The sequence below is a fragment of the Streptococcus mitis SK1080 genome (assembly GCF_000220085.1).
In the GTDB taxonomy this organism is placed as follows: Bacteria; Bacillota; Bacilli; order Lactobacillales; family Streptococcaceae; genus Streptococcus; species Streptococcus mitis_K.
In genome coordinates this window covers 18,787-38,900 of sequence record NZ_AFQV01000009.1, presented here as the reverse complement: position 1 = coordinate 38,900, position 20,114 = coordinate 18,787, and the positions used below count along the sequence as shown (strand labels likewise).

Here is a 20,114-nt window from a genome sequence, read left to right as displayed (position 1 = left end):
CTTATTTTGGAATTTTTTTGCTGACTTTTTTGTAGGTTTCTCTACGATTTTCAATTTCGCTCAGAAATTGCAGGTAGTTGTCAAAACGGAAGGGCGCAATGGTACCTTCTTCAACTGCTGGCTTAACCGCACAAGAAGGCTCATGGGTATGGGTACAAGTACGGAACTTACAATCTCGGCTAACACTAGCAATCTCTGGAAAGGCCTGATTAAGGTCTTCAGACGTTGTAACTTCATAATCCAGCGATGAAAAGCCTGGTGTATCTGCGATTTTACCCCCATTGAGGTTGTAAAAACTAACAGCTCGAGTGGTATGACGCCCGCGACCCAGACTGTCTGAAATTTCTCCTGTTTCAAGATTGAGATCTGGTGCGATTTTATTGAGAAGAGTTGATTTCCCAACACCTGTCTGCCCCATGAAAACTGTAACCTTGCCTGTTAACAAAGGCAGGAGTTCCTCTTTACTGGTCACAAAGTCATAGCCGATGTCACCATAGGTCTGCTGGTAAAAATCCAGTTCTCCCCCGTCTTCCAACAAATCCATTTTAGAAATATAAATGATAGGATGGATGCCCTTGTGTTCTAAAAGAACCAAGAAGCGATCCAGCAAATTGCTGTTGAAGTCCGGTTCCTTGACGGACATGATCACCACGGCTTGGTCAATATTAACAATAGGCGGACGAACCAAACTGTTTTTCCGTTCGTAAATTTTGAGGATATAGCCTTCTGAATTTTCCTCGGCAGAAAAATCTACCCAGTCCCCAACGTAAGGAGTATGACCTTTTTTACGAAAATTCCCACGCGCCCGTGTTTGATAAACCTGACCATCACTTTCCACATAGTAGAACCCAGCCAAGGCTTTAATGATTTGTCCCTGCATCTTAGAGTCCTTGCCCTTTAAGTGCATCTGCTAGGCTGGCAAACTCTTCCAAGCTGAGAGCTTCCCCACGCACACTTGGTGACAAGCCTGATTGGTCCAAAGCCTTGGTCAGCTTGTCCTTGACTTTCTCAGTCTTGCCAAAGTAGTCTGTCAAGTTATTCCACAAGGTCTTACGACGATGAGTGAAACTAGCTTTGGACACCTTAAAGAAGAAGTTCTCATCTTCTACTGCTACAGCTGGCTCTGGACGACGCACCATTTTCAAAATAGCAGAGTCCACGTTTGGCGCTGGCACAAAGACCGTACGAGGTACGATAAAGGCAACCTTGGCTGTCATATAATACTGAACCGCAATTGACAAGCTACCGTAAGCCTTGGTGTTAGGTTGAGCTGAGATACGATCCGCCACTTCTTTCTGCATCATAACCACAAACTCACTAAAAGGAATGCCACTTTCAATCAAGTGCATGAGAATAGGCGTCGTGATGTAGTAGGGTAAGTTAGCCACTACCTTGATTGGCAAATCAGGATTTTTAAAATTCTGGATATGTTGGGCCAAATCGACCTTGAGAATATCCTCGTTGACCACGGTCACATTATCAAAATCACACAGGGTATCTGCCAAAATCGGTACCAAACGGTGGTCAATCTCAAAGGCCATGACCTCTGCTGCACTCTCAGCCAAAAACTCCGTCAAGGCACCAATCCCTGGCCCGATTTCGATAACATTAACCTGGTCATCAATCTCAGCCGTATCCACGATTTTTTGAAGGATATTGGTATCCGTCAGGAAATTTTGTCCGAAGGATTTTTTAAAGGTAAAACCGTGACGCTCCAGCACTGCCTTGGTCACGCTATAATCTGCAATTCTCATCTGTTCTCTTTTCTATTATCTGTTACTACTATTGTAACACATTCCCCTTGTATTTTGGGGGTGAAAATCATATCAAAAAACTATCTTTCCTCATGAAGAAAGATAGTCTTGAAAATCTTTAAAGGTGGATTTATCGTTTCTCTCGAAACATCCGTTCGAAAAAATCAGCTTCTTGATAACTTCGATTTTCAGGTAGGGTCAAATCTACATCCTCCTCCACATCATCCACTGTCAGTTCAACCGTTTGAGGTAAATTTTTCAAACGATAATGCTTTTGCCTTTGCCCTTCAATGCTAGCAAAATCAAGCAAATACCCATTCACTCGGATTTGAACCAAAAGGAGATGATTGGTCATATTTTCCATGATGAGAATATCTTCTAAACCACCTCTGGCACTAGGATAATCAGATACCCTGCGAATACGGATTTTTTCACACATGAGCAAGCTCCCTCATATCAATGATTTCATCAGCCTTATTCCAGACTAGGGGATTATGGGTCGCAATGATGATCATTCGATTTTCATCTTTCAATCCCACCAAGAGATTCATAACCTCCTCTGAATTTTCAGGATCAAGAGCTGCTGTTGGTTCATCTGCCAAAATCAAGGGTGGATTTTTCAAAATAGTCTTAGCAAGGGCAACTCGTTGGGTCTCTCCCCCAGATAAAGTATAAATTTTTTGTTCTAAATCCAAATACCCTAGATTAACCTTTTCTAAAGCCTCCACTTGCCTTTCCAAACGTTCTACTTTTGAGATTTTCTGACCAACAAAGCCCAAATCCAAATTCTCTTTGATTGATTGGTTTTCTAAGAGGCCAAAATTTTGAAAGAGATAGCCCATCTGGTCTCGAAAATACTCACGAGTGGGAATGGTTTTTAAATCTTTCCCCTGATAGAGAACCCTTCCTCCATCTATCTTTTCTAGCTTTCCTAAGATATTCAGCAGAGTCGTCTTTCCACTCCCACTCTTTCCGATTAAGGCATAAACCTTGCCCTTCTCCAACTTGAGATTTAAACCAGAGAAAATCGCGCGCTCATTAAACTTCTTTTCCAATCCTTGAATATCAATCATCTTATTTTCCTTTCAATACTGCCATGCTACCAGCTTCTTCCTTTTTATCCTGCCTTACTAAAATCAAGAGGGCGTTAAGCGTAAATAAAGCTACAACTAGAGCGCTAATCAAGCTATCTCCTGTCAAAACACTAGATAGGATTAGCCCAAGTAAGAGAACTCCTCCTTGCGCCAGTAAGTACTTGCCATGAAGCTCATAGATTGTCATACCAGAAAGACGTTTAATCATGATCTCCCGTCTAAACTGCTCAAAATAGAGAAGATTCATGGAATCAAATAACAAGATAGCCGTAGACAGGGTCAAAATAGTCCCAATAAGGAGAGAGTAGAACTCCATCCGTTTGTCATTTAGTACCTTGGCAAAAAACAGCTGGCTTTTTACCAAATAAGAGACCTTGTGATACAGACCTTGCTCTTTTAGAGCTGTGATACTATCTCCATATCGATCTAGTTTCAAGGCACTATTAGCCGTAGTTCCCCATAACATCCCTGCAACAGGTCTTGTTCCAGTCGCTTGCGGCGTTAAAACTACAATAATCGGATCTTTTAGGTACTGGCGTGTCGTCTTGTACCCATCGTTATAGAGGAAGCGTTCCTGTCCTGTTTCTGTAAAAGCTAGCCTTACCTGTGGGAGGTAGTGTTTCTGACTCGTCACTTCTACACTTTCAGATGAAAAGTTTTGCAGGTAATCTGTAAACAATCCTTGGTAGTAGGCAGACTGTTCTCGCAAGCTCTCAGGCAAGATCAGTCCAAACTCTCCCTCAGACAAGTTTTGCATCTTGTCCATAAACTCTGAAGAAACGGTAATCTTTTCTTCTATCAGATAGCGCGGTGAAACATAGATAACATTCCCTGACGGTGTGTAGTCACTGAGACGATTGCCATCTAGGTCCACTTCTGCTCCATCTGAGAAATTGTCAACATTGCTCATGATATAAAAAGAGTCTGTATTGGCTAACCGTTCTTCAGTAAATGTCTGCCACTCACGATTATCCTTACGCATTCCTTCTTCATCGGCAAATGCACTAGACCAACCAAAGGATAGACGGTAACGGTCTGAGGACTGGCTCCATTTATCGCTTGCCTTCTCCATCTCCTGCATTTCACGGTAGTGGGGTAGGAGAGCTGTCGCACTCGATCCGACAACCAATACAGCTAAGAGTTGCCCCATCATCATCAATGTCAGCATACGTTTGAGAGGGAGTTTCCCTTTCAATAGATCCACCAGACTATTTTCCTGTAAACCAAGTAGATACACGACACTTAGTAAGGTAGAAATCCCGGCCAGGATCAATCCATAAAATAGAAGAGCAATGATGACCAGTTGCACCGTTGCCATAAACAAGGCACCTTGATACCAGAGAATCCCCAATCCCAAAAGACTGGATACCAGCACTGAGCAGATAAGCTGTCTCACATCTTCTAACACTGGTCTTAGAGCCACCCCAAACAAGCTCTCACCAGCGATTAAGCGAATCCCTGCCTGACGAAGGGACTTGATCCGATAAATCAGGGTCAGACTCATAAAAGTCAGCAGAAAAATAGCTAGACTCAGTAGCCCCATTGGGGTAGCAGCCAAGAGGACGACCATCGAAAATGACTCTGTTCTATTCGAGACAACACCATTATAACCCAGTTCTTGCAGGGCGGTCTGTAAGCTCACTCCATCCAGACTCCCTGACACAATCAAGTAAGAACCTAATAAATCACTCGTTTCTGCACTCTCCTCGGAGGAAATGGTCAAACCTTCTGGAAGTTCTCCCTCACCATAAGTAGCATAGGTAAAGCGTGTTTCTCCAGCTTCATTTGGCTCAACGATCCGACGGGCGATGAGACTATTGTGCTCTACTGCCAAGTTACTCAAAGCCTCTGTCACCTCTTCGCGACCAGCTACTGGCTGGTCTAGCCCAGTACCCATCACGTCAACAGAGGGATAGTTACCAAATAAAATCTCTTCTCGATGGTCAACAGAATTTATCACCATATAAAGCGATACCAATACCATTGAAATCAAAATAAATAAGCGTTTCATCATTTCCTCCAAAAAGTTACTTGGTCACTTAGTGAGAAGATGACCACAGTCACTGCCATGTTAAGAAGCTTATTAAGTTCTTTCTGCTAGCAACATCTTCAAATATATTATATCCGTTTTTTCAAGAACTATCAAGGACGTCAATGTCCTTAAAATCTAACTATTTCATATTATTTTTGGCTCATATCTAAAAAAACAGCTCTAAAAACGAACTTTAGAACTGTTTTGATGCGAGAACAAGGACATTTTTGTCATTACTTCGCTATGTTTATAAATATTCTTACCCTATTGTAAAACGAAGGACACATAAAAAGGTGCCTATTTGATGTACTCTGATTGCAAAATACCACAAAGTAAATTTAACATAATCTCCAATCATTCGTATAAACAATTGTGTGAAACTAATCCGAGAAAAATCAATCACTAGTTGTCAGAGACTTTTTTTAGGATTATTGTTTATTACTCGCAAATGGTAAACACGGATTATTCCTACTACTATGAGAACAACTAAATAAGACTGAGTACAGAATTATTTCTTTAAATTATTCGTTTCCTTCTTTATAAAACGGATATGTAACTATTATACCCAAAGTACTAATTATAATTTTAAAGATTGCACCTAAAATATTTAAAGTTGATAAATCAAGTATTCCGTGTATTAGGTATAGTAGACAGAAAAAGAATGGAAGGTATTTTTTTAATTTTTTCATAAACTATAGTGCTATCAAGGTCAAAGCTTTAGCTACTGTCCAAGCCATCCAATCTGGCATACCTGCACGCTTACAAGCCTGGTAGATTCCATCTTCAATCCAACCAGTAAAGTGTTCTAGTGTACTCAATATGGCATTCAATCCTATATATTGATTTATCCATCTTTTAACATTCGAAGGGAGTTTACTATAACCTTTTCGAATAGCTGTAACTGAAAAAGACCACTTTCCTCTGTCCATTTTAGCAGCTTGGATATCCTCTTGCGAAACAGTATCTTTATCAAATTCTAATATACGTCCGTTATCTATGTAGATATGTTTTCCTTCACTATTAGTTGCCGTAGAACGTTTTGAAACTTGAGTTGCTTTATCCGAAACTGAATATGTAGAAGCAAAAGCAGTTGCAGATGGGAGAGCAACAGTACTTAATGTTAAAAAGCAACTTAAAACAATTGCTGTTTTTGTTAAAATCTTATTTTTCATTTTATTTTCTCCTCGAAATATACATTTTTATCATAACTATCCTAATAAACTGACACTTTGCCCTAAAGAATCTATTTTGAAACTAAGTAGACATAACTAAATTTTATTTAAACCACCAAGTAACTAAATAAAATAAACTAAAAAAGTTCATATTGTAATCTCCTTTCACGTTTTAATTGATTATAAATTATTCTTAAATAAACTCCAAGGATATCAATGTCCTTAAAATAGAACTATTTCGTGTCATTTTTAGCTTATATATAAAAAAACAGTCCTAAAGACGAACTTTAGAACTATTTCAATACTAGAACAAGGACATTTTTGTCACTGATTCACTATGTTTATAAATATTTTTTTAAATCTTCTTGCCATTGTTTCTCCAACATAGTAACTAAATAAGAATTTTCTATTATATCAGCAAATAGCTTCGATTTCTGATAGAACTGTTCGGCAGAAACATAATCATTGTTTATTATTAGAGATAATTTCCACTCCAACATTAATATAATTGGTTTCTTCTGAAAATCTTGTGTTTTTTCCATTATATGATTAAGGCTAAAGATATAAGCTCCGAGTGAATCATAAGACGACAAATTATCCAAACAGGCTAGACCCGAAAACAAAGTGTTACTTAAAGCAAACAGATATTCTGGTGCAATTAATTCTACATGATTTGTCAAACGAACTAAAAACGAATGAATTCTGTTAATTTCTTCAATCTGATTTTGACCTTGTTTTATCTTTGTAAGCACTATAGCAAAATATAAATTGATAACTTCTAATTCATTTATCAAAAACAATTCCTTATCATAAATTGTTTTAAAATAATCGTCCAGTACGGTTTCCCCATATTCTGGTCGTCCGCTTCGAATAACATCTATCGTTGCTCTAGTAGCTTCAAACCATATTTTTTCCTCATTAGGAAGTTGCTCATAAAATAAATCCTCTATCTCTTCCAAACACGCTTCCTTCTTATCATACTCCTCTTCTTTACCATAGATTGGTTCACGTAAAATCTGGTATTTCAATTCTAAATAAGCAGGAGGAAGAGCTGAAAAATCCGGCATAAGACTATAAACTGGAACTCCTAGCCGGCGAGCAATATAGTCTAACTTGGGCAAACTCGGTTGCGAAGCTCCACTTTCAATTCGCGACAGTTGACGAACTGTCAGTTCTTGCTCATCTCCACAAAAATCTGGACGACTAATTCCTTTTTCTATCCGAATCTCTTTAATTTTTTGACCAATTAACATCAGATGCCTCCTCTTCTACCTGTTTCGAAAAATACTGTGAAACTTAAAAAATTGTAACGGCTACATCTTTCCTACTCATAAGATTTCATAGCTTCTTCCACTTCTGCCAAAGTAACCCCAAACAACTCTAAGCGCTTGAGGAGTTGCTTACCGTTAGAATAGCCGATTCGGAGAGCATCTCCTAGATATTCTCGTCGCTTACGGCTATCTGCTCCCGCTAGAAAACCAAGGCGAATCAAGTCGCTACGACTAATGTCAAACTCATTCTCGTTTTCAAATTGTTCTGTCACCTGAGCTAGAGCCATTTTCAGATCTTCATAGGTGGCATGCTCAATTCCCAGAGAACGCCCCTTGGTCTTAGACTTGGGAACAGCTTCATCTCGTTTGAGGAAGGCATGCTGAACTGTTGGAATGGCCGTCATAATCATGCGACGAATCCGCTCCCCATTAAAATCTGGGTCTGTAAAGACAATGACTCCATGACGTTGGTGCAAGCGCTGAATCCGCTCTAGATCCTGGTCATTGATGGCAGAACCTCGTGTCTCATAGGTCTCTACATCGAAGTAACGTTTGAGATTGGCCGTATCATCGCGACCTTCGACCACGATAACTTGGGAAATTTTCTCTTTCATTACTTGCTATCCAATCCAAAAATTCGCTCTGCATTTGCAGTCGTTGTTGCTGCTAGCTCTTCTGTAGTCATGTCACGCAAACTCGCTATAAAGTCCACCACATAGCGTGTGTAGGCTGTTTTATTTTCACGACCCCGTTTAGGAACTGGAGCCAGATAAGGCGCATCTGTTTCCACCAAAATTTTGTCCAAAGGTAACTCTTTAGCCGCTTCTTGGATGTCAGTTGCTTTCTTAAAAGTCACCACTCCTGAGAAGGAAATGGTCATGCCAAGTTCGACAAACTTCTCTGCCCATTCAAGAGACCCTGAGAAAGAATGCATAATGCCACCTCGAGGGCCAACTCCCTCGCTCTTGATAATCTCATAGGTATCTTCCAGCGCATCACGGGTGTGGACAACAAAAGGCAAATCCAAGTCCTTAGATAACTGAATCTGACGGCGAAAAACCTGCTCCTGCACCTCTTTGGGCGCTGTCATCCAATGGTAGTCCAAACCAATCTCACCCAAGGCAACCACCTTTGGATGCTTGAGCTTGTCAAGCAAGTAGGCTTCAATCTCCTCTGTGTAAGTTCCAGCTTCTGTCGGATGCCAACCGATAGTCGCATAGAGCTGGTCATACTCATCTACCAACTCCAAAGCACGCTCAATCGTCGGTTCATCAAAACCAACAATATTCATCTGTGTCACACCCATCTCAGCAGCCAAGGCAATTTCTTCTGCCTCACGACCCGCAAATTCTTCTACATTCAAGTGTGTATGTGTATCAAAAATCATCTCTTCTAACCTCGTTTTCTATCTACTATTATAGCAAAAAAACTGACCTCTCTCCTCATCTGTAAAAAATATTCTAAAATCCATCGTCGTCTCTTGACGCTATTTTTTCAAAGCAGTATAATAGCACTTATTGAAATTTTCAGTAAAGGAAAATACCATGTTTACAAAATTAAAACAGACCTTTATAGGCCGTCCTCTTAAATCCTTAACAGAAGGCGAGGGAGGTCTGCTGGGAAAAATGCAAACCTTAGCCATGTCATCAAGCGACGCTCTATCTTCTATTGCCAATGGACCTGAGCAAGTAGTCCTCATCCCCAGTTCCTCCTTAATAAACCTTTGCAAAATATCCTACACAATCAGATGAGTCTCAAACTCAAATATGCCCTTCGTTGGCACCAAGACGTCGTTTTCGCTAGCTACTCCTATCACTCAAAAGAATAAAGAAAAGGCCCTACCAGAACCAATAAGCGTCTGGTAAGGCCTTTTTCTGAATCCTGTCACTAGGCTTAACTAAAAAGCATGACTAGGAATATTATTGAATGTGGTTAGCTAAATCTGTACTGACCCCAAAAAGTTAGACAATTAATTTATCCGAAGGATTTAGTTCTGTATTGCACAGGGCTAAGTCCTTTTAGTTTTACCTTAATTCTCTTGTTGTTGTAATAATCAATATTGTCGACAATAGCTTGTTCCAATTGCTTAAGCGACTGAAACGACTTCTCATAACCGTAAAACATCTCCGATTTCAGAATGCCAAAGAAGGATTCCATCATACCGTTGTCTGGGCTGTTTCCCTTGCGTGACATAGATGCTTGAATTCCCTTACTCTCTAGGAACCGATGATAAGAGTCGTGTTGGTATTGCCAACCTTGGTCACTATGAAGAATCGTATTCTCGTAGTGCTTCTCTGTGAATGCCTGTTCCAACATTGTTTTTACTTGTTCTAAGTTGGGTGAAGTTGAAAGATTATAGGCGATAATTTCGCTGTTGAAACCATCTAAAACTGGTGATAAGTAAAGTTTTTGAGTACTTGCTGGAATGGCAAATTCTGTCACATCTGTGTAGCACTTTTCCATTGTTTTAGAGCCTTCAAATTGGCGTTGAATGAGATTCTCTGCCTTCTTGCCAACGTCTCCTTTATGAGAAGAATATTTTCGTTTCTGTCGCATTTTAGCTTGTAAATTGAGTACTTCCATCAAGCGTTGAACTCTTTTATGATTTACCAGATAACCACGATTTCTTAATTCTAAATGAACCCGACGATAACCATAATTTCCCTTGTGTTCGATAAAAATGGATTGAATTTCAGCTTTAAGCTCTTGGTCCTTATCTGGTTTATCTAGCTGTTTCAAGTGATAGTAGTAGGTCGAACGAGCTAGTTTAATGACTCTTAGAAGAATATCTAACGAAAACTCAGTCATTAATTCTTGAACAATTTCTGTCTTTCTTCTTTCTCTTTTTCCTCCTTCAATCGGAGTTCTCTTAACTTTTTTAGGATGGCATTCTCCGCTCTCAGGTACTCATTTTCTGCTTGAAGACGTTCTAATTCTGTCCTCTCTTCAGGTCTCTTTTTTGGCTTACGTCCCATTTTAGGTACTCTCCCTCTTGTTTTCTCAACAATAGTATACCCGTTTTTCTTGTATTGTGCTAGCCAATTAAGAAGTATCGTACGACTTGGGAGACCGTATTCAAGAGAAACTCTATCTTTAGTCCAGCCTTCATGTATGACTTTATCAATCATTTCTTGTTTTAAATCAGGAGAATAGTAACGATTTTTTCCTTTTTTGACGAACTCTATTCCGTAACGATCAATCAATTTAATCATGTACCTAATATTAGAGTTGTTTATCCCAAATGTATTTGAAAGCTTCTCTAAGCTATATCCTTGTTTTCTAAGTTCATAGATCTGAACTTTATCATCATATGTTAATTTCATAATAAAAATACCCCAAAAGTTAGATTTTTTCTGTCTAACTTTTGGGGTGCAGTTCAATCTTCCTGAGCTTTTTTATTTGACTCAGCTTTTTCTTTTAGCCATTTATCATAGAGTTCCTGGTACTGTTTCGCAGTTACCGGCTCTTTTTGCAGTTCAACATATTTGTAGTTGTCAGCATCTCCCTTATGACCAACGAAAGAGAAGGCTCCTGTGAACGGTACAGTCTTACGGAAGATTGGGTTGGCTCCGCCACTTTGAACTGGTAGGAAGAGGGCGCTGTCAGTCAACCAAGCTTGGACTTCAGCAAATTTTTCATAACGAGCCTGAGTATTTTCAACTTCGCTATCTGCTTCATCTAGTAACTTTTTGTAAGCAGAAAGTCCAATTTTTTCTTTTACTTCATTATCTTTTCCAGCAGTTAACCCAATATTATTAAGCTGTGAACCTGACTCTGGATCCAAGAGATCAAGATAAGTTTTCGGATCTGAGTAATCTCCACTCCAACCTGAAATATCAATGTCATAGTCCTTTTGTTCAGCTGTATCTGCAAAGAATGTAGCTTGATCCTTCTCGTCTGGAGAAAGTTGAATCACGTCAATCACAATGTTGTCCGCCCCAAGGGTTTCTTCCACTGTCTGCTTAAAGGAACTTGCTTGTTGCACATCTAACTTGGCCGTCTGGTCAACTGGCATATCCAAATGAATTGGGAAGGTCACGCCTTCTGCTTGCAAGGTTTCTTTAGCTTTAGCAAATGCTGCCTTGGCTTTTTCAGCATTTAAAAAGGCAGGTTGCGCATCATTCAAATTGATATTCGACCACTCTGTACCATAGTTAATAATCTTTTCATTGACAATATCTCCAAAATTTTTACCACCGATTTGGACAAAATCACTTGGGATAAGCGTGTTACGCAAGATACGGTCTGCTCCATCTTCACCATTTGTCTGCGCTGCATAAGCATGACGGTCAAAGGCAAAGTTGACAGCCTGACGGAAATCCTTATTTTGCATGGCCGCAAGTGAATCTGTCTTTTCCTTATCAGACTGTTTCATGGTCTGCTTGTAGCTTTGACGATTAACGTTAAAAAGATAATAAAAGGTAATTGAGTTTTGTGGTGTGTAGGTGATTTTGTCCTCATTCCCTTTTTTCAACTGATTAAACACTGAACTTGTCGGGAAGATACGACCGTCCGAGTAGTTCCCTTCCAAAAATCCTCTCGCTAAACTATCTTGATCAGAACCGTCAAAGAAAGAGAGCTTCACTTTCTCAATTTTCACATTGTCCTTATCCCAGTAATTAGGGTTTTTATCAAATTCAATCAAAGATTTTGATGAGAAAGATTTAAACAAGTAAGGACCATTTGACAAGATACTGGATGGTGTTACACTTCCAAAGTCATCTCCCTTAGATTTCAAAAAAGCTTCATTTACAGGACTCAAAATGCCCCCAGTAGTCTTAGAATTCCAGTAAGATTCCGGCTTATTCAAAGTATATTGAAGAGTATAGTCATCCACTGCCTTAACACCAACAGTCTCAAAGTCAGATGTTTCCCCCTCAACGTAGTCTGCGAGGCCCTTGATAGAGTCTTGGACCAAGTACAAGTTTTCAGCCTTTTTATCAGCTGCATACTTGAGACCTGTCACAAAGTCATGAGCCGTTACATCCGCATACTCTTCGCCCTCTGAAGTGTACCATTTCGCCCCCTGACGGATTTTATAAGTGTAGGTCAAACCATCTTTTGACACCGTCCATGACTCAGCCATAGATGGAATGAGATTACCATACTTATCATTTTCTAACAAGCCATCAATCAAGTTGGTCGTAATACTAGAAGTGGAACCACGTGTTGACGTAATGTAGTCCAAGGTATCAGGATTACTAGTAAATACATAAGAGTAGGTTTTCTCAGCATTACTTGATTGGGAAGACCCACACGCTGCTAAAGCTAGACCTGCTGTCAAAGCCATAGCTCCAAAAAGCATAACTTTTGATTTCTTCATGATTATTCTCCATTTTTTACAGTATGTGAAATATTATACACCATTTGAGCAAAAATATAAAGCCTTTTTGAACTTTTTTACAAAAATAAAAATCAGTAGACTCGAGTTCCTACTGATTTTTGTTATGGTTCGTTTGGATTATGCAGCCAAAACTTTGCGTCCTTTACGACGACGAGCTGCTAATACGCGACGACCGTTTTTAGTTGACATACGGTTACGGAATCCGTGTTTGCGCGCACGACGAAGTTTACTTGGTTGATAAGTACGTTTCACGATGAATACCTCCTCATAGATTTTGTATTCGTTTAGCCGGCTATAAAGTGATCAGTTACTAAACATACTTTACTATTCTATCTGATTCTTTCACTTTTGTCAATAGCTCTAGACAAATGTTTCCAGCTTTTTGTGATTCGAATGTGATTTGAAAGTTCTATAATGAAGTTAGCCATCCAGCTCTCCTAAAAATTAGATGGTTCAACTAGCTGATAGCTAGTCCTCGATTTCATTTGATAAGAGGCTTGGATCTGTTAGGCTGGCGAGCCAAGGCTAAGACTAGTCTTGGTTTAGCTAACAAAACAGCTTCAAGGGGGCTTCGTGTCAAATGAAATGAAAATAATTGCCCTCAATATCTCCATTTTTGGGGGACATAATCACTTTCGATTGACAGTACATTTTTCAAAAAGTTTACATTACGCCTTTAACCCAGTTGTATCAAGGATGTATCTACTGTCTAAGGAAAAGTACAAAATTTTTAGTTTGAATTCCACTCTTTTTATCTCTAAAAAACCTCGCTTTCGCGAGGCTCTTCTATTTATAAGCTAAGGCACGTTTAAAGGTTTTCCATATTCCTAAATCATCTGTTTGAAGGACTAGACTAGCATACATGCGTCCGATAAATCCGGTTGCTAGCACCGCAAAAATCACTGTAATAGCAAGTGAAATCCATGCTTCTACTCCCCCTGCATAGCCATTAATGGTTCTAAATGGCATAAAGAAGGTCGAAATAAAGGGAATATAAGAACCAATCTTCAAAATGAGATTGTCACCAGCTGCACCTAGAGCTGTCACTCCAAAAAAACCACCCATAATCAAAATCATCAAAGGCGACAAGGCTTTTCCTGAGTCCTCAGGACGAGAAACCATAGAACCTAGAAAGGCTGCCAAGACTACATACATAAAGAGACTGACCAAGATAAAGAACAAGGTATTCAGCGAGAATGCATCTCCCAAGTGATCCAAAATACCAGACTGAGCCAAGAATGGCAAATCTTTAAATAGCAAAATAGCTGCCAGACCACCTACAACATAAATCCCGATATGCGTTAAAATCACCAGAAACAGAGCCATCATCCGCGCATAGAAATAGTGACTAGCCCTTATGCTAGAAAAGACGACTTCCATAATTTTGGTGCCTTTTTCACTAGCAACTTCCTGAGCCGTTACACCCGCATAGGTAATCAGGATCATATAAAGAAAGAATCCTAAGGCGCCTGCTGCCATTGTTTGAATAAACTTTTTATTTTCCTTGGCTTCATCAATCTTTTCTGTGAATTGAATTGTCTGCGCTAAGCGTTTTTCCTGCTCTTGAGACAAGGAGGCCGTTGAACGATTAAGCTGATTTTGCAGTTCATTGAGTGTCCCTGTAACTGCAAATTTAATTCCATTTTCAAGCGATGTTTCGCCATGATAAACTGCCTTTAGAACACTATCTTCTTGATCAATAGTCAGATAGCCTTTTAATTTTTCATCTTTAATCGCTTCTTTGGCGCTTGCTTCGTCTTTATAGTCAAAGTTAACACCATTTACATTCTTCAGTCCTTCTGCTACAGACGGCACTGTTGTCACTACTGCCACTTTATCATTTTTAGCCATTGAAGAGCCTTGGAGATAGGCAATTCCTACAGAGATTCCTAAAAAGAGGAACGGCGAAATCACCATAAAGAAGAAACTCCACGATTTGACATGTCGAAGATAGGTTTCCTTGATTACAACCCACATATTTCTCATACTTCCACCCCTGATTCTAATTTAAAGATTTCATCGATTGTAGGTGCTTGTTGGTCAAAGGTTGCGATATATTGCCCCTGAGTCAAGATTGGGAAGAGTTCTCTACCAGCACTCTCATCCTCCAAGATCAATTTCCAACTGCCTTGCTTGGTCAAGCTTACCTGTTTGACGTGAGGAAGTTTTTCCAATTCTTCCTTGCTTCGTTCACTTGAAACAAAGAGACGCGTTTTCCCGTATTGATTGCGGACATCCTGAACTGGTCCATGCAAGACCACACGGCCATCTCGGATCATGAGAATATCGTCACAAAGTTCCTCAACGTTGGTCATGACATGGTCAGAAAAGATAATGGTCGCCCCACGTTCTTTTTCTTGAAAAATGACTTGTTTGAGCAATTCAGTATTGACTGGGTCCAATCCACTGAAAGGCTCATCCAAGATAATCAAGTCTGGCTCATGAATCAGAGTAATAATGAGCTGAATCTTCTGCTGATTTCCTTTTGACAGGCTCTTGATTTTATCTGTCAGCTTTCCTTTCACTTCCAACCTCTTCATCCATTGAGGGAGTTTTTCCTTGACCTCCTTGGCATCCATACCTTTTAGAGTCGCCAAGTAGCGAACTTGTTCAAGGACTGTCAATTTAGGCATGAGACTGCGTTCTTCAGGCAAATAGCCAATCCGAGCATAGGTCTCCTGATGAATATCCTGACCATCCAGACTGATTTCTCCTTGATATTCTAAAAACTTCAAAATACTATGGAAAATCGTTGTTTTTCCAGCACCATTTTTCCCGACTAGTCCCAAAATACGACCTGGTCGCGCTTGAAAGTCAATACCAAACAAAACTTGCTTGGGTCCAAAACTTTTCTCTAGACTTCTTACTTCTAGCATCTTTCACCTCCGAAATGTCTTGCACTCATTATACTCCTTTTTGATAGCCTTTACAATAACTTCTGTCCATTTTTATCATCCTCATTTTAGTAAAAAATCTTAGGGTACTTTGAGTTATGAGTACATTATACACTGGTAAACTTCAATTTATCTTCTCTGTTCCTCAACTGTCTATTTTTGATCCTGAATTGTTATTTGAAAAGCAAAAATCCACCCTGGAGGATGGATTGATGAGTTAACGTACTTCTGCATTGACTTTTTCTTCAAGTGATGCTTGGATTTTTTCCATGTAGCGTGCGACTTCTTCGTCCGTTAAGCTGTCTTCTGGATTTTGGAAAGTCAAGCTATAAGCCATTGACTTCATACCAAGTCCCAATTTTTCGCCTGAGAAGACGTCAAAGAGTTTGATATCTGTCAAACGTTTCACGCCGGCAGCTTGGATAGCATCTACAACTTCTTGGTGAGTGACTTCTGCCTTGAGGAGAAGGGCAACGTCACGGCTGACTGCTGGGAATTTGGTGATTTCCACAAATGGAGTAGCAGGTTGAAGCGCTGCTTCGATGGCTGAAAGGTTGAGCTCAGCTACATACGTTTCTGGAATATCGTAGGCCTTAGCAGTGACTGGGTGTACTTGACCAAGGAAACCAAGAACTTGGTCACCGAGTGAAATGACTGCTGTACGACCTGGATGAAGGCTAGCAATTTCAGATGTTGCTGTATAGGTAACTTCTAGTCCCAAGCGAGAAAAGAGCGCTTCAAGGATTCCCTTAGCATAGAAAAAATCAACTGGAACTGCTGCTGTTTGGAAATCTTTTTCAGCAACCAAGCCTGTCAAGGCAAGGGCAAAACTGTTGATTTCATTTGGAAGTTCTTCTTTTGGATTGCCAGTTTGTTCAAAGACTTTTCCAATCTCATAAAGGGCCAAGTTTTTATTCTTACGAGCTACGTTATAAGCCACCGTATCAAGGATACCTGAGATCATATTTTGACGGAGGACAGAACGGTCCACTGTCATTGGCCACATGAGTTCAGTAAGGTTACTTGGTTGAGCCGTAAACTCAACTGCTTTTTCAGGAGTTGTTAGAGCATAGGTGATGATTTCTGTCAAACCTGCTCCTTCAGCAATCGTACGAACTTGACGGCGGAGTTTTTGTGTCGCAGTCAATTCACCAGCTGTTCCATCATCTTTTGGAAGACTAGTTGGCAAGCGGTCATAGCCATAGATACGAGCGATTTCTTCAAAGAGGTCTGCCTCGATAGTGATATCCCAGCGACGACGTGGGACGCTGACTGTAAAGCTGTCTGCATTGCCAGAAAGTCCAAAGCCAAGACGACGGAAGACATCTTCGACATCCACGTAAGAAAGTTCTGTACCAAGAACACGATTAACATCGGCAAGAGTTGAAGAAACTTCTACATCGGAAGTTTCAAGCTCACCCGCTGAAACGATACCTTTACGCACCGTCGCACCTGCAAGTTCGGCAATCATACTAGCTGCCGCATCAAGAGCTTCGTTAACAGTTGCCACATTAATGCCTTTTTCAAAGCGAGAAGATGACTCAGAACGAAGGTTGAGGCGACCGCTAGTCTTACGAATTGATTTACCATTGAAGACTGCAGCTTCAAGGACAACACGAGTAGACTTTTCAGAGATTTCTGTTGCTTGACCACCCATAACACCTGCAAGGGCTACTGGCTTGTCTGCGACAGTGATGACTAAGTCATTCACGTCCAAGTCACGTTCTTCACCATCTAAAGTCATCAATTTTTCACCAGCACGCGCTTCACGTACACGGATGTCACCCCCTTCAAAGGTATCCAAGTCAAAGGCATGCATTGGTTGACCAAAGTAGAGAAGGATGTAGTTGGTCACGTCCACTACGTTATTGATTGGACGGATTCCTTCGTTCATGAGAAGGTTTTGCAACCATTGTGGACTTGGTGCAATCGTCACATTATCCAAGATACGAGCTGCATAGTAAGGCGCCTTGTCTGTATCAATGCCCACAGAAAGAGCATCTGCTGCAGCTTCATTTGTTTCTGTTAGGGTAAATTCTTTAAAGTTGACTGCCTTGTCATAGATGGCTGCTACTTCGTGAGCCACCCCACGCATAGAAAGGGCATCCGCACGGTTAGGGGTAATTGAAAGTTCGATAACTTCATCATCCAAGTCTAGATATGAGAAGACTTCCTCACCTGGAACAGCATCTTCTGGCAAGATTTGGATACCATCTGCGAATTCCTTGGGTACAACAGAGTCAGAAATCCCCAATTCTCCAAGTGAACAGATCATCCCAAGTGATTCCAAGCCACGAATTTTCCCTTTTTTAATCTTGTAGTTATCAGCGATACGTGCACCTGGAAGAGCCACCATAACCTTGATGCCAGCACGCACATTTGGGGCACCACAAACGATTTGACGAGCTTCTTCTTCGCCAACGTTAACCTGACAAACATGAAGGTGAGTTTCTGGCACATCTTCGCAAGACAAGACCTCACCAACGACAATTTTTGAGAGACCAGCAGCAGGTGATTCGACACCTTCGACCTCGATCCCTGTAGTTGACATTTTTTCAGCCAACTCTTGTGATGGCACATCAATGTCCACCAATTCTTTTAACCATTTATAAGATACAAGCATAATTTAGTTCTCCAGAATGACAGTTGCCACTCTAGTTCTTTTCCTTTCCTATCATTTCAATAGAAGAATCCTCTTCTTACCTTAATTTCTTTTTCAGTAACCAATCCGTATCTACTTTTTGACCAACCATAAAATGATGTTGGCTAAATTTTTCAAAACCATATCGATTATAAAACGCTTGAGCTTTTGTATTATGCTCCCAAACACCTAGCCAAGCCCAGAAAAAACTATTTTTTGTAGCAAGTTCAAGAGCAAATTCAAACAGTTGCTTACCGAATCCAAACCCTTGGAATTTTTGTAGCACATAGAGGCGTTGAATTTCAAAAGCATCCTCTAATTCTCTCTCAGTCTGAGCACTTCCCCAGTTGACTTTGAGAAAACCAGCTATCTCCTCTTCATGCATAATGAAATAGGTTTCGGATTCTGGATTTTCCAACTCAGTTGACAAAACTCTCAGACTATAAGCCTCTTCAAAGTATTCCTGTAACTGCTCTTCCGTATTATCATGCGCAAATGTTTCACGAAAGGTTTGTTTGGCAATTTTGGACAACACCCCAACATCTGCCTTTTCTACTTTTCTAATCATTATTTAAACTGTTCTGAGAAGCGGACATCTCCTTGGTAGAATCCGCGGATATCGTTGATTCCATAACGGAGCATAGCTACACGCTCTTGTCCCAGACCAAAGGCAAATCCAGAGTAAACAGTCGCATCGATACCACTCATTTCAAGGACGCGTGGGTGAACCATACCGGCACCCATAATTTCGATCCAACCTGTTTTCTTACATACGTTACAGCCTTCTCCACCACACTTGAAGCAAGAAACATCCACCTCAACAGATGGCTCTGTGAATGGGAAATAAGATGGACGCAGACGGATCTGACGCTCTTCACCAAACATTTTTTGGACAATCAACTGAAGAGTTCCTTGAAGGTCTGCCATAGAGATGTTTTTCCCAACAACCAAGCCTTCAATTTGGTGGAACTGGTGACTGTGGGTTGCATCGTCCGTATCACGACGGAACACACGCCCTGGTGAGATCATCTTCAAAGGACCTTTAGAGAAATCATGGGCATCCATAGCACGCGCTTGAACTGGAGACGTGTGAGTACGGAGTAAGATTTCTTCTGTGATATAGAATGTGTCCTGCATATCACGGGCTGGATGATCTTTTGGAAGGTTCATACGTTCAAAGTTATAGTAGTCTTGCTCTACTTCAAAACCATCCACGACTTGGTAACCCATACCGATGAAGATATCTTCGATTTCTTCACTGGTTTGTGTCAAAACGTGACGGTGACCAGTTGCAACAGGACGACCTGGAAGTGTCACATCAATGCTCTCGCTAGCCAGTTGAGCCGCGACTTTCTTTTCTTCCAAAAGCTTAGCTGTTTCTTCAAAGGCAGCTGTCAAGACATCGCGCGCTTCATTGACGTGTTTCCCAATGATTGGACGCATCTCAGCAGAGACATCTTTCATCCCTTTGAGAATTTCAGTAAGCGAACCCTTTTTCCCTAGGACAGAGACACGCAAGTCTTGCATCTCTTTTTCATTTTCAGCAGTAATCTGCTTCAAGCTAGCCAGCGTTTCTTCGCGAAGCGCTTTTAATTGTTCTTCAATAGTTGACATAATTCCTCCATCAGTCTCTCGTAGATAAAAAGAAAACCACACGCCAAAAACTCCACTCGGAGCGTTGACACGCGGTACCATCCGTTTTCATCTGACAAGTCAGACCTTCATTTCTAAATCCATGCGCAAGTGAATTCACCCAGCTTTCATATAGAGAGCTTGCAGTCACGGCTCTCCTCCCTGATATACTTCCCTTGAGTTACTAGTCTTGCAGATTTCTATTCAATTACTACATAGTTTATCAGATTTTTACCATTCTTGCAAGACCTATCTCACTTCTGCTTGTTAGCTTATTCTT

18 protein-coding genes and 1 pseudogene are annotated in these 20,114 nt (G+C 40.5%); 2 read left to right on the top strand and 17 right to left on the bottom strand.

Annotation, left to right across the window (positions count from 1 at the left end; translation table 11 throughout):
- Position 1: 1 nt before the first annotated feature.
- The 9 genes from rsgA to HMPREF9957_RS04850 form a co-directional block, all read right to left on the bottom strand.
- On the bottom strand, positions 2-880 hold the full coding sequence (gene rsgA / locus HMPREF9957_RS04890) for a ribosome small subunit-dependent GTPase A (protein WP_004242116.1): 879 nt from the start codon (positions 878-880) through the stop codon (positions 2-4).
- A gap of 1 nt (position 881) precedes the next feature.
- Positions 882-1,754 carry a 16S rRNA (adenine(1518)-N(6)/adenine(1519)-N(6))-dimethyltransferase RsmA gene (gene rsmA / locus HMPREF9957_RS04885; RefSeq protein ID WP_001216880.1) on the bottom strand — a complete coding sequence of 291 codons (873 nt, stop codon included), beginning with the start codon at positions 1,752-1,754 and terminating at the stop codon, positions 882-884.
- Between the two features lie 130 nt (positions 1,755-1,884).
- Positions 1,885-2,193: a hypothetical protein gene (locus HMPREF9957_RS04880; RefSeq protein ID WP_000333263.1), complete on the bottom strand. Its 309-nt coding sequence runs from the start codon at positions 2,191-2,193 to the stop codon at positions 1,885-1,887.
- A complete protein-coding gene (locus tag HMPREF9957_RS04875) occupies positions 2,186-2,827 on the bottom strand; it encodes an ABC transporter ATP-binding protein (RefSeq protein WP_000565537.1) in 642 nt (213 codons plus the stop codon). Before HMPREF9957_RS04875 ends, HMPREF9957_RS04880 begins: the two co-directional genes overlap by 8 nt.
- Position 2,828: 1 nt before the next feature.
- Entirely contained in the window at positions 2,829-4,859 is a 2,031-nt protein-coding gene (locus HMPREF9957_RS04870; RefSeq protein WP_000825233.1) for a bacteriocin-associated integral membrane family protein, read from the bottom strand.
- Positions 4,860-5,572: 713 nt separating this feature from the next.
- Positions 5,573-6,052: a hypothetical protein gene (locus HMPREF9957_RS04865; RefSeq protein WP_000790986.1), complete on the bottom strand. Its 480-nt coding sequence runs from the start codon at positions 6,050-6,052 to the stop codon at positions 5,573-5,575.
- A 341-nt stretch (positions 6,053-6,393) separates the two neighbouring features.
- Positions 6,394-7,305: a helix-turn-helix domain-containing protein gene (locus HMPREF9957_RS04860; protein WP_000904847.1), complete on the bottom strand. Its 912-nt coding sequence runs from the start codon at positions 7,303-7,305 to the stop codon at positions 6,394-6,396.
- Between the two features lie 71 nt (positions 7,306-7,376).
- A complete protein-coding gene (rnmV, locus tag HMPREF9957_RS04855) occupies positions 7,377-7,937 on the bottom strand; it encodes a ribonuclease M5 (protein WP_000659992.1) in 561 nt (186 codons plus the stop codon).
- Positions 7,937-8,710, bottom strand: a complete 774-nt coding sequence (locus HMPREF9957_RS04850; RefSeq protein ID WP_000575603.1) for a TatD family hydrolase — start codon at positions 8,708-8,710, stop codon at positions 7,937-7,939. The genes rnmV and HMPREF9957_RS04850 overlap by 1 nt, the downstream gene beginning before the upstream one ends.
- 157 nt (positions 8,711-8,867) lie before the next feature.
- On the opposite strand from HMPREF9957_RS04850, the pseudogene HMPREF9957_RS12485 reads away from it, so the two are divergent.
- Positions 8,868-9,023 (top strand): annotated as a pseudogene (locus HMPREF9957_RS12485) (amino acid permease); the annotation flags it as partial.
- 274 nt (positions 9,024-9,297) lie between these two features.
- Here the strand turns inward: HMPREF9957_RS12485 and HMPREF9957_RS12480 are convergent.
- The 5 genes from HMPREF9957_RS12480 to HMPREF9957_RS04820 all read right to left on the bottom strand — a co-directional run bounded on the left by HMPREF9957_RS12480 (position 9,298) and on the right by HMPREF9957_RS04820 (position 15,543).
- Positions 9,298-10,646, bottom strand: a protein-coding gene (locus HMPREF9957_RS12480; protein ID WP_141562067.1) for an IS3 family transposase whose coding sequence is annotated in 2 segments (ribosomal slippage) — positions 9,298-10,205 and positions 10,205-10,646 — 1,350 coding nt in all. Because the reading frame shifts where the segments join, the coding sequence is not laid out codon by codon here.
- Between the two features lie 53 nt (positions 10,647-10,699).
- A complete protein-coding gene (locus tag HMPREF9957_RS04835) occupies positions 10,700-12,646 on the bottom strand; it encodes a peptide ABC transporter substrate-binding protein (RefSeq protein WP_000748908.1) in 1,947 nt (648 codons plus the stop codon).
- Positions 12,647-12,784: 138 nt separating this feature from the next.
- Positions 12,785-12,919 carry a 50S ribosomal protein L34 gene (gene rpmH / locus HMPREF9957_RS04830; RefSeq protein ID WP_000831905.1) on the bottom strand — a complete coding sequence of 45 codons (135 nt, stop codon included), beginning with the start codon at positions 12,917-12,919 and terminating at the stop codon, positions 12,785-12,787.
- A gap of 534 nt (positions 12,920-13,453) precedes the next feature.
- A complete protein-coding gene (locus HMPREF9957_RS04825; protein WP_001245371.1) occupies positions 13,454-14,653 on the bottom strand; it encodes an ABC transporter permease in 1,200 nt (399 codons plus the stop codon).
- Entirely contained in the window at positions 14,650-15,543 is an 894-nt protein-coding gene (locus tag HMPREF9957_RS04820) for an ABC transporter ATP-binding protein (RefSeq protein WP_000895278.1), read from the bottom strand. Before HMPREF9957_RS04820 ends, HMPREF9957_RS04825 begins: the two co-directional genes overlap by 4 nt.
- 116 nt (positions 15,544-15,659) lie before the next feature.
- Here HMPREF9957_RS04820 and HMPREF9957_RS13465 point away from each other — a divergent pair, with 116 nt between their 5' ends.
- Complete coding sequence (locus HMPREF9957_RS13465) at positions 15,660-15,782, top strand: hypothetical protein (protein WP_004242147.1); 123 nt, start codon at positions 15,660-15,662, stop codon at positions 15,780-15,782.
- Here HMPREF9957_RS13465 and pheT read toward each other — a convergent pair.
- From pheT to pheS, 3 genes are all read right to left on the bottom strand, one after another.
- On the bottom strand, positions 15,779-18,184 hold the full coding sequence (gene pheT, locus HMPREF9957_RS04815; RefSeq protein WP_000961522.1) for a phenylalanine--tRNA ligase subunit beta: 2,406 nt from the start codon (positions 18,182-18,184) through the stop codon (positions 15,779-15,781). The two genes, HMPREF9957_RS13465 and pheT, sit on opposite strands and share 4 nt — an antisense overlap.
- 76 nt (positions 18,185-18,260) lie before the next feature.
- Positions 18,261-18,770 (bottom strand): GNAT family N-acetyltransferase, encoded by a 510-nt coding sequence (locus tag HMPREF9957_RS04810; protein WP_000619936.1) that lies wholly within the window; start codon positions 18,768-18,770, stop codon positions 18,261-18,263.
- Positions 18,770-19,816, bottom strand: coding sequence for a phenylalanine--tRNA ligase subunit alpha (pheS, locus tag HMPREF9957_RS04805; RefSeq protein WP_000103743.1), 1,047 nt, complete (start codon positions 19,814-19,816; stop codon positions 18,770-18,772). The genes HMPREF9957_RS04810 and pheS overlap by 1 nt, the downstream gene beginning before the upstream one ends.
- Positions 19,817-20,114: the final 298 nt, after the last annotated feature.

Coding starts and splice junctions, on each gene's coding strand:
- rsgA (WP_004242116.1), bottom strand. CDS start 880: ATGCAGGGACAAATCATTAAAGCCTTGGCTGGGTTCTACTATGTGGAA.
- rsmA (WP_001216880.1), bottom strand. CDS start 1,754: ATGAGAATTGCAGATTATAGCGTGACCAAGGCAGTGCTGGAGCGTCAC.
- HMPREF9957_RS04880 (WP_000333263.1), bottom strand. CDS start 2,193: ATGTGTGAAAAAATCCGTATTCGCAGGGTATCTGATTATCCTAGTGCC.
- HMPREF9957_RS04875 (WP_000565537.1), bottom strand. CDS start 2,827: ATGATTGATATTCAAGGATTGGAAAAGAAGTTTAATGAGCGCGCGATT.
- HMPREF9957_RS04870 (WP_000825233.1), bottom strand. CDS start 4,859: ATGAAACGCTTATTTATTTTGATTTCAATGGTATTGGTATCGCTTTAT.
- HMPREF9957_RS04865 (WP_000790986.1), bottom strand. CDS start 6,052: ATGAAAAATAAGATTTTAACAAAAACAGCAATTGTTTTAAGTTGCTTT.
- HMPREF9957_RS04860 (WP_000904847.1), bottom strand. CDS start 7,305: ATGTTAATTGGTCAAAAAATTAAAGAGATTCGGATAGAAAAAGGAATT.
- rnmV (WP_000659992.1), bottom strand. CDS start 7,937: ATGAAAGAGAAAATTTCCCAAGTTATCGTGGTCGAAGGTCGCGATGAT.
- HMPREF9957_RS04850 (WP_000575603.1), bottom strand. CDS start 8,710: ATGATTTTTGATACACATACACACTTGAATGTAGAAGAATTTGCGGGT.
- HMPREF9957_RS04835 (WP_000748908.1), bottom strand. CDS start 12,646: ATGAAGAAATCAAAAGTTATGCTTTTTGGAGCTATGGCTTTGACAGCA.
- HMPREF9957_RS04825 (WP_001245371.1), bottom strand. CDS start 14,653: ATGAGAAATATGTGGGTTGTAATCAAGGAAACCTATCTTCGACATGTC.
- HMPREF9957_RS04820 (WP_000895278.1), bottom strand. CDS start 15,543: ATGCTAGAAGTAAGAAGTCTAGAGAAAAGTTTTGGACCCAAGCAAGTT.
- HMPREF9957_RS13465 (WP_004242147.1), top strand. CDS start 15,660: ATGAGTACATTATACACTGGTAAACTTCAATTTATCTTCTCTGTTCCT.
- pheT (WP_000961522.1), bottom strand. CDS start 18,184: ATGCTTGTATCTTATAAATGGTTAAAAGAATTGGTGGACATTGATGTG.
- HMPREF9957_RS04810 (WP_000619936.1), bottom strand. CDS start 18,770: ATGATTAGAAAAGTAGAAAAGGCAGATGTTGGGGTGTTGTCCAAAATT.
- pheS (WP_000103743.1), bottom strand. CDS start 19,816: ATGTCAACTATTGAAGAACAATTAAAAGCGCTTCGCGAAGAAACGCTG.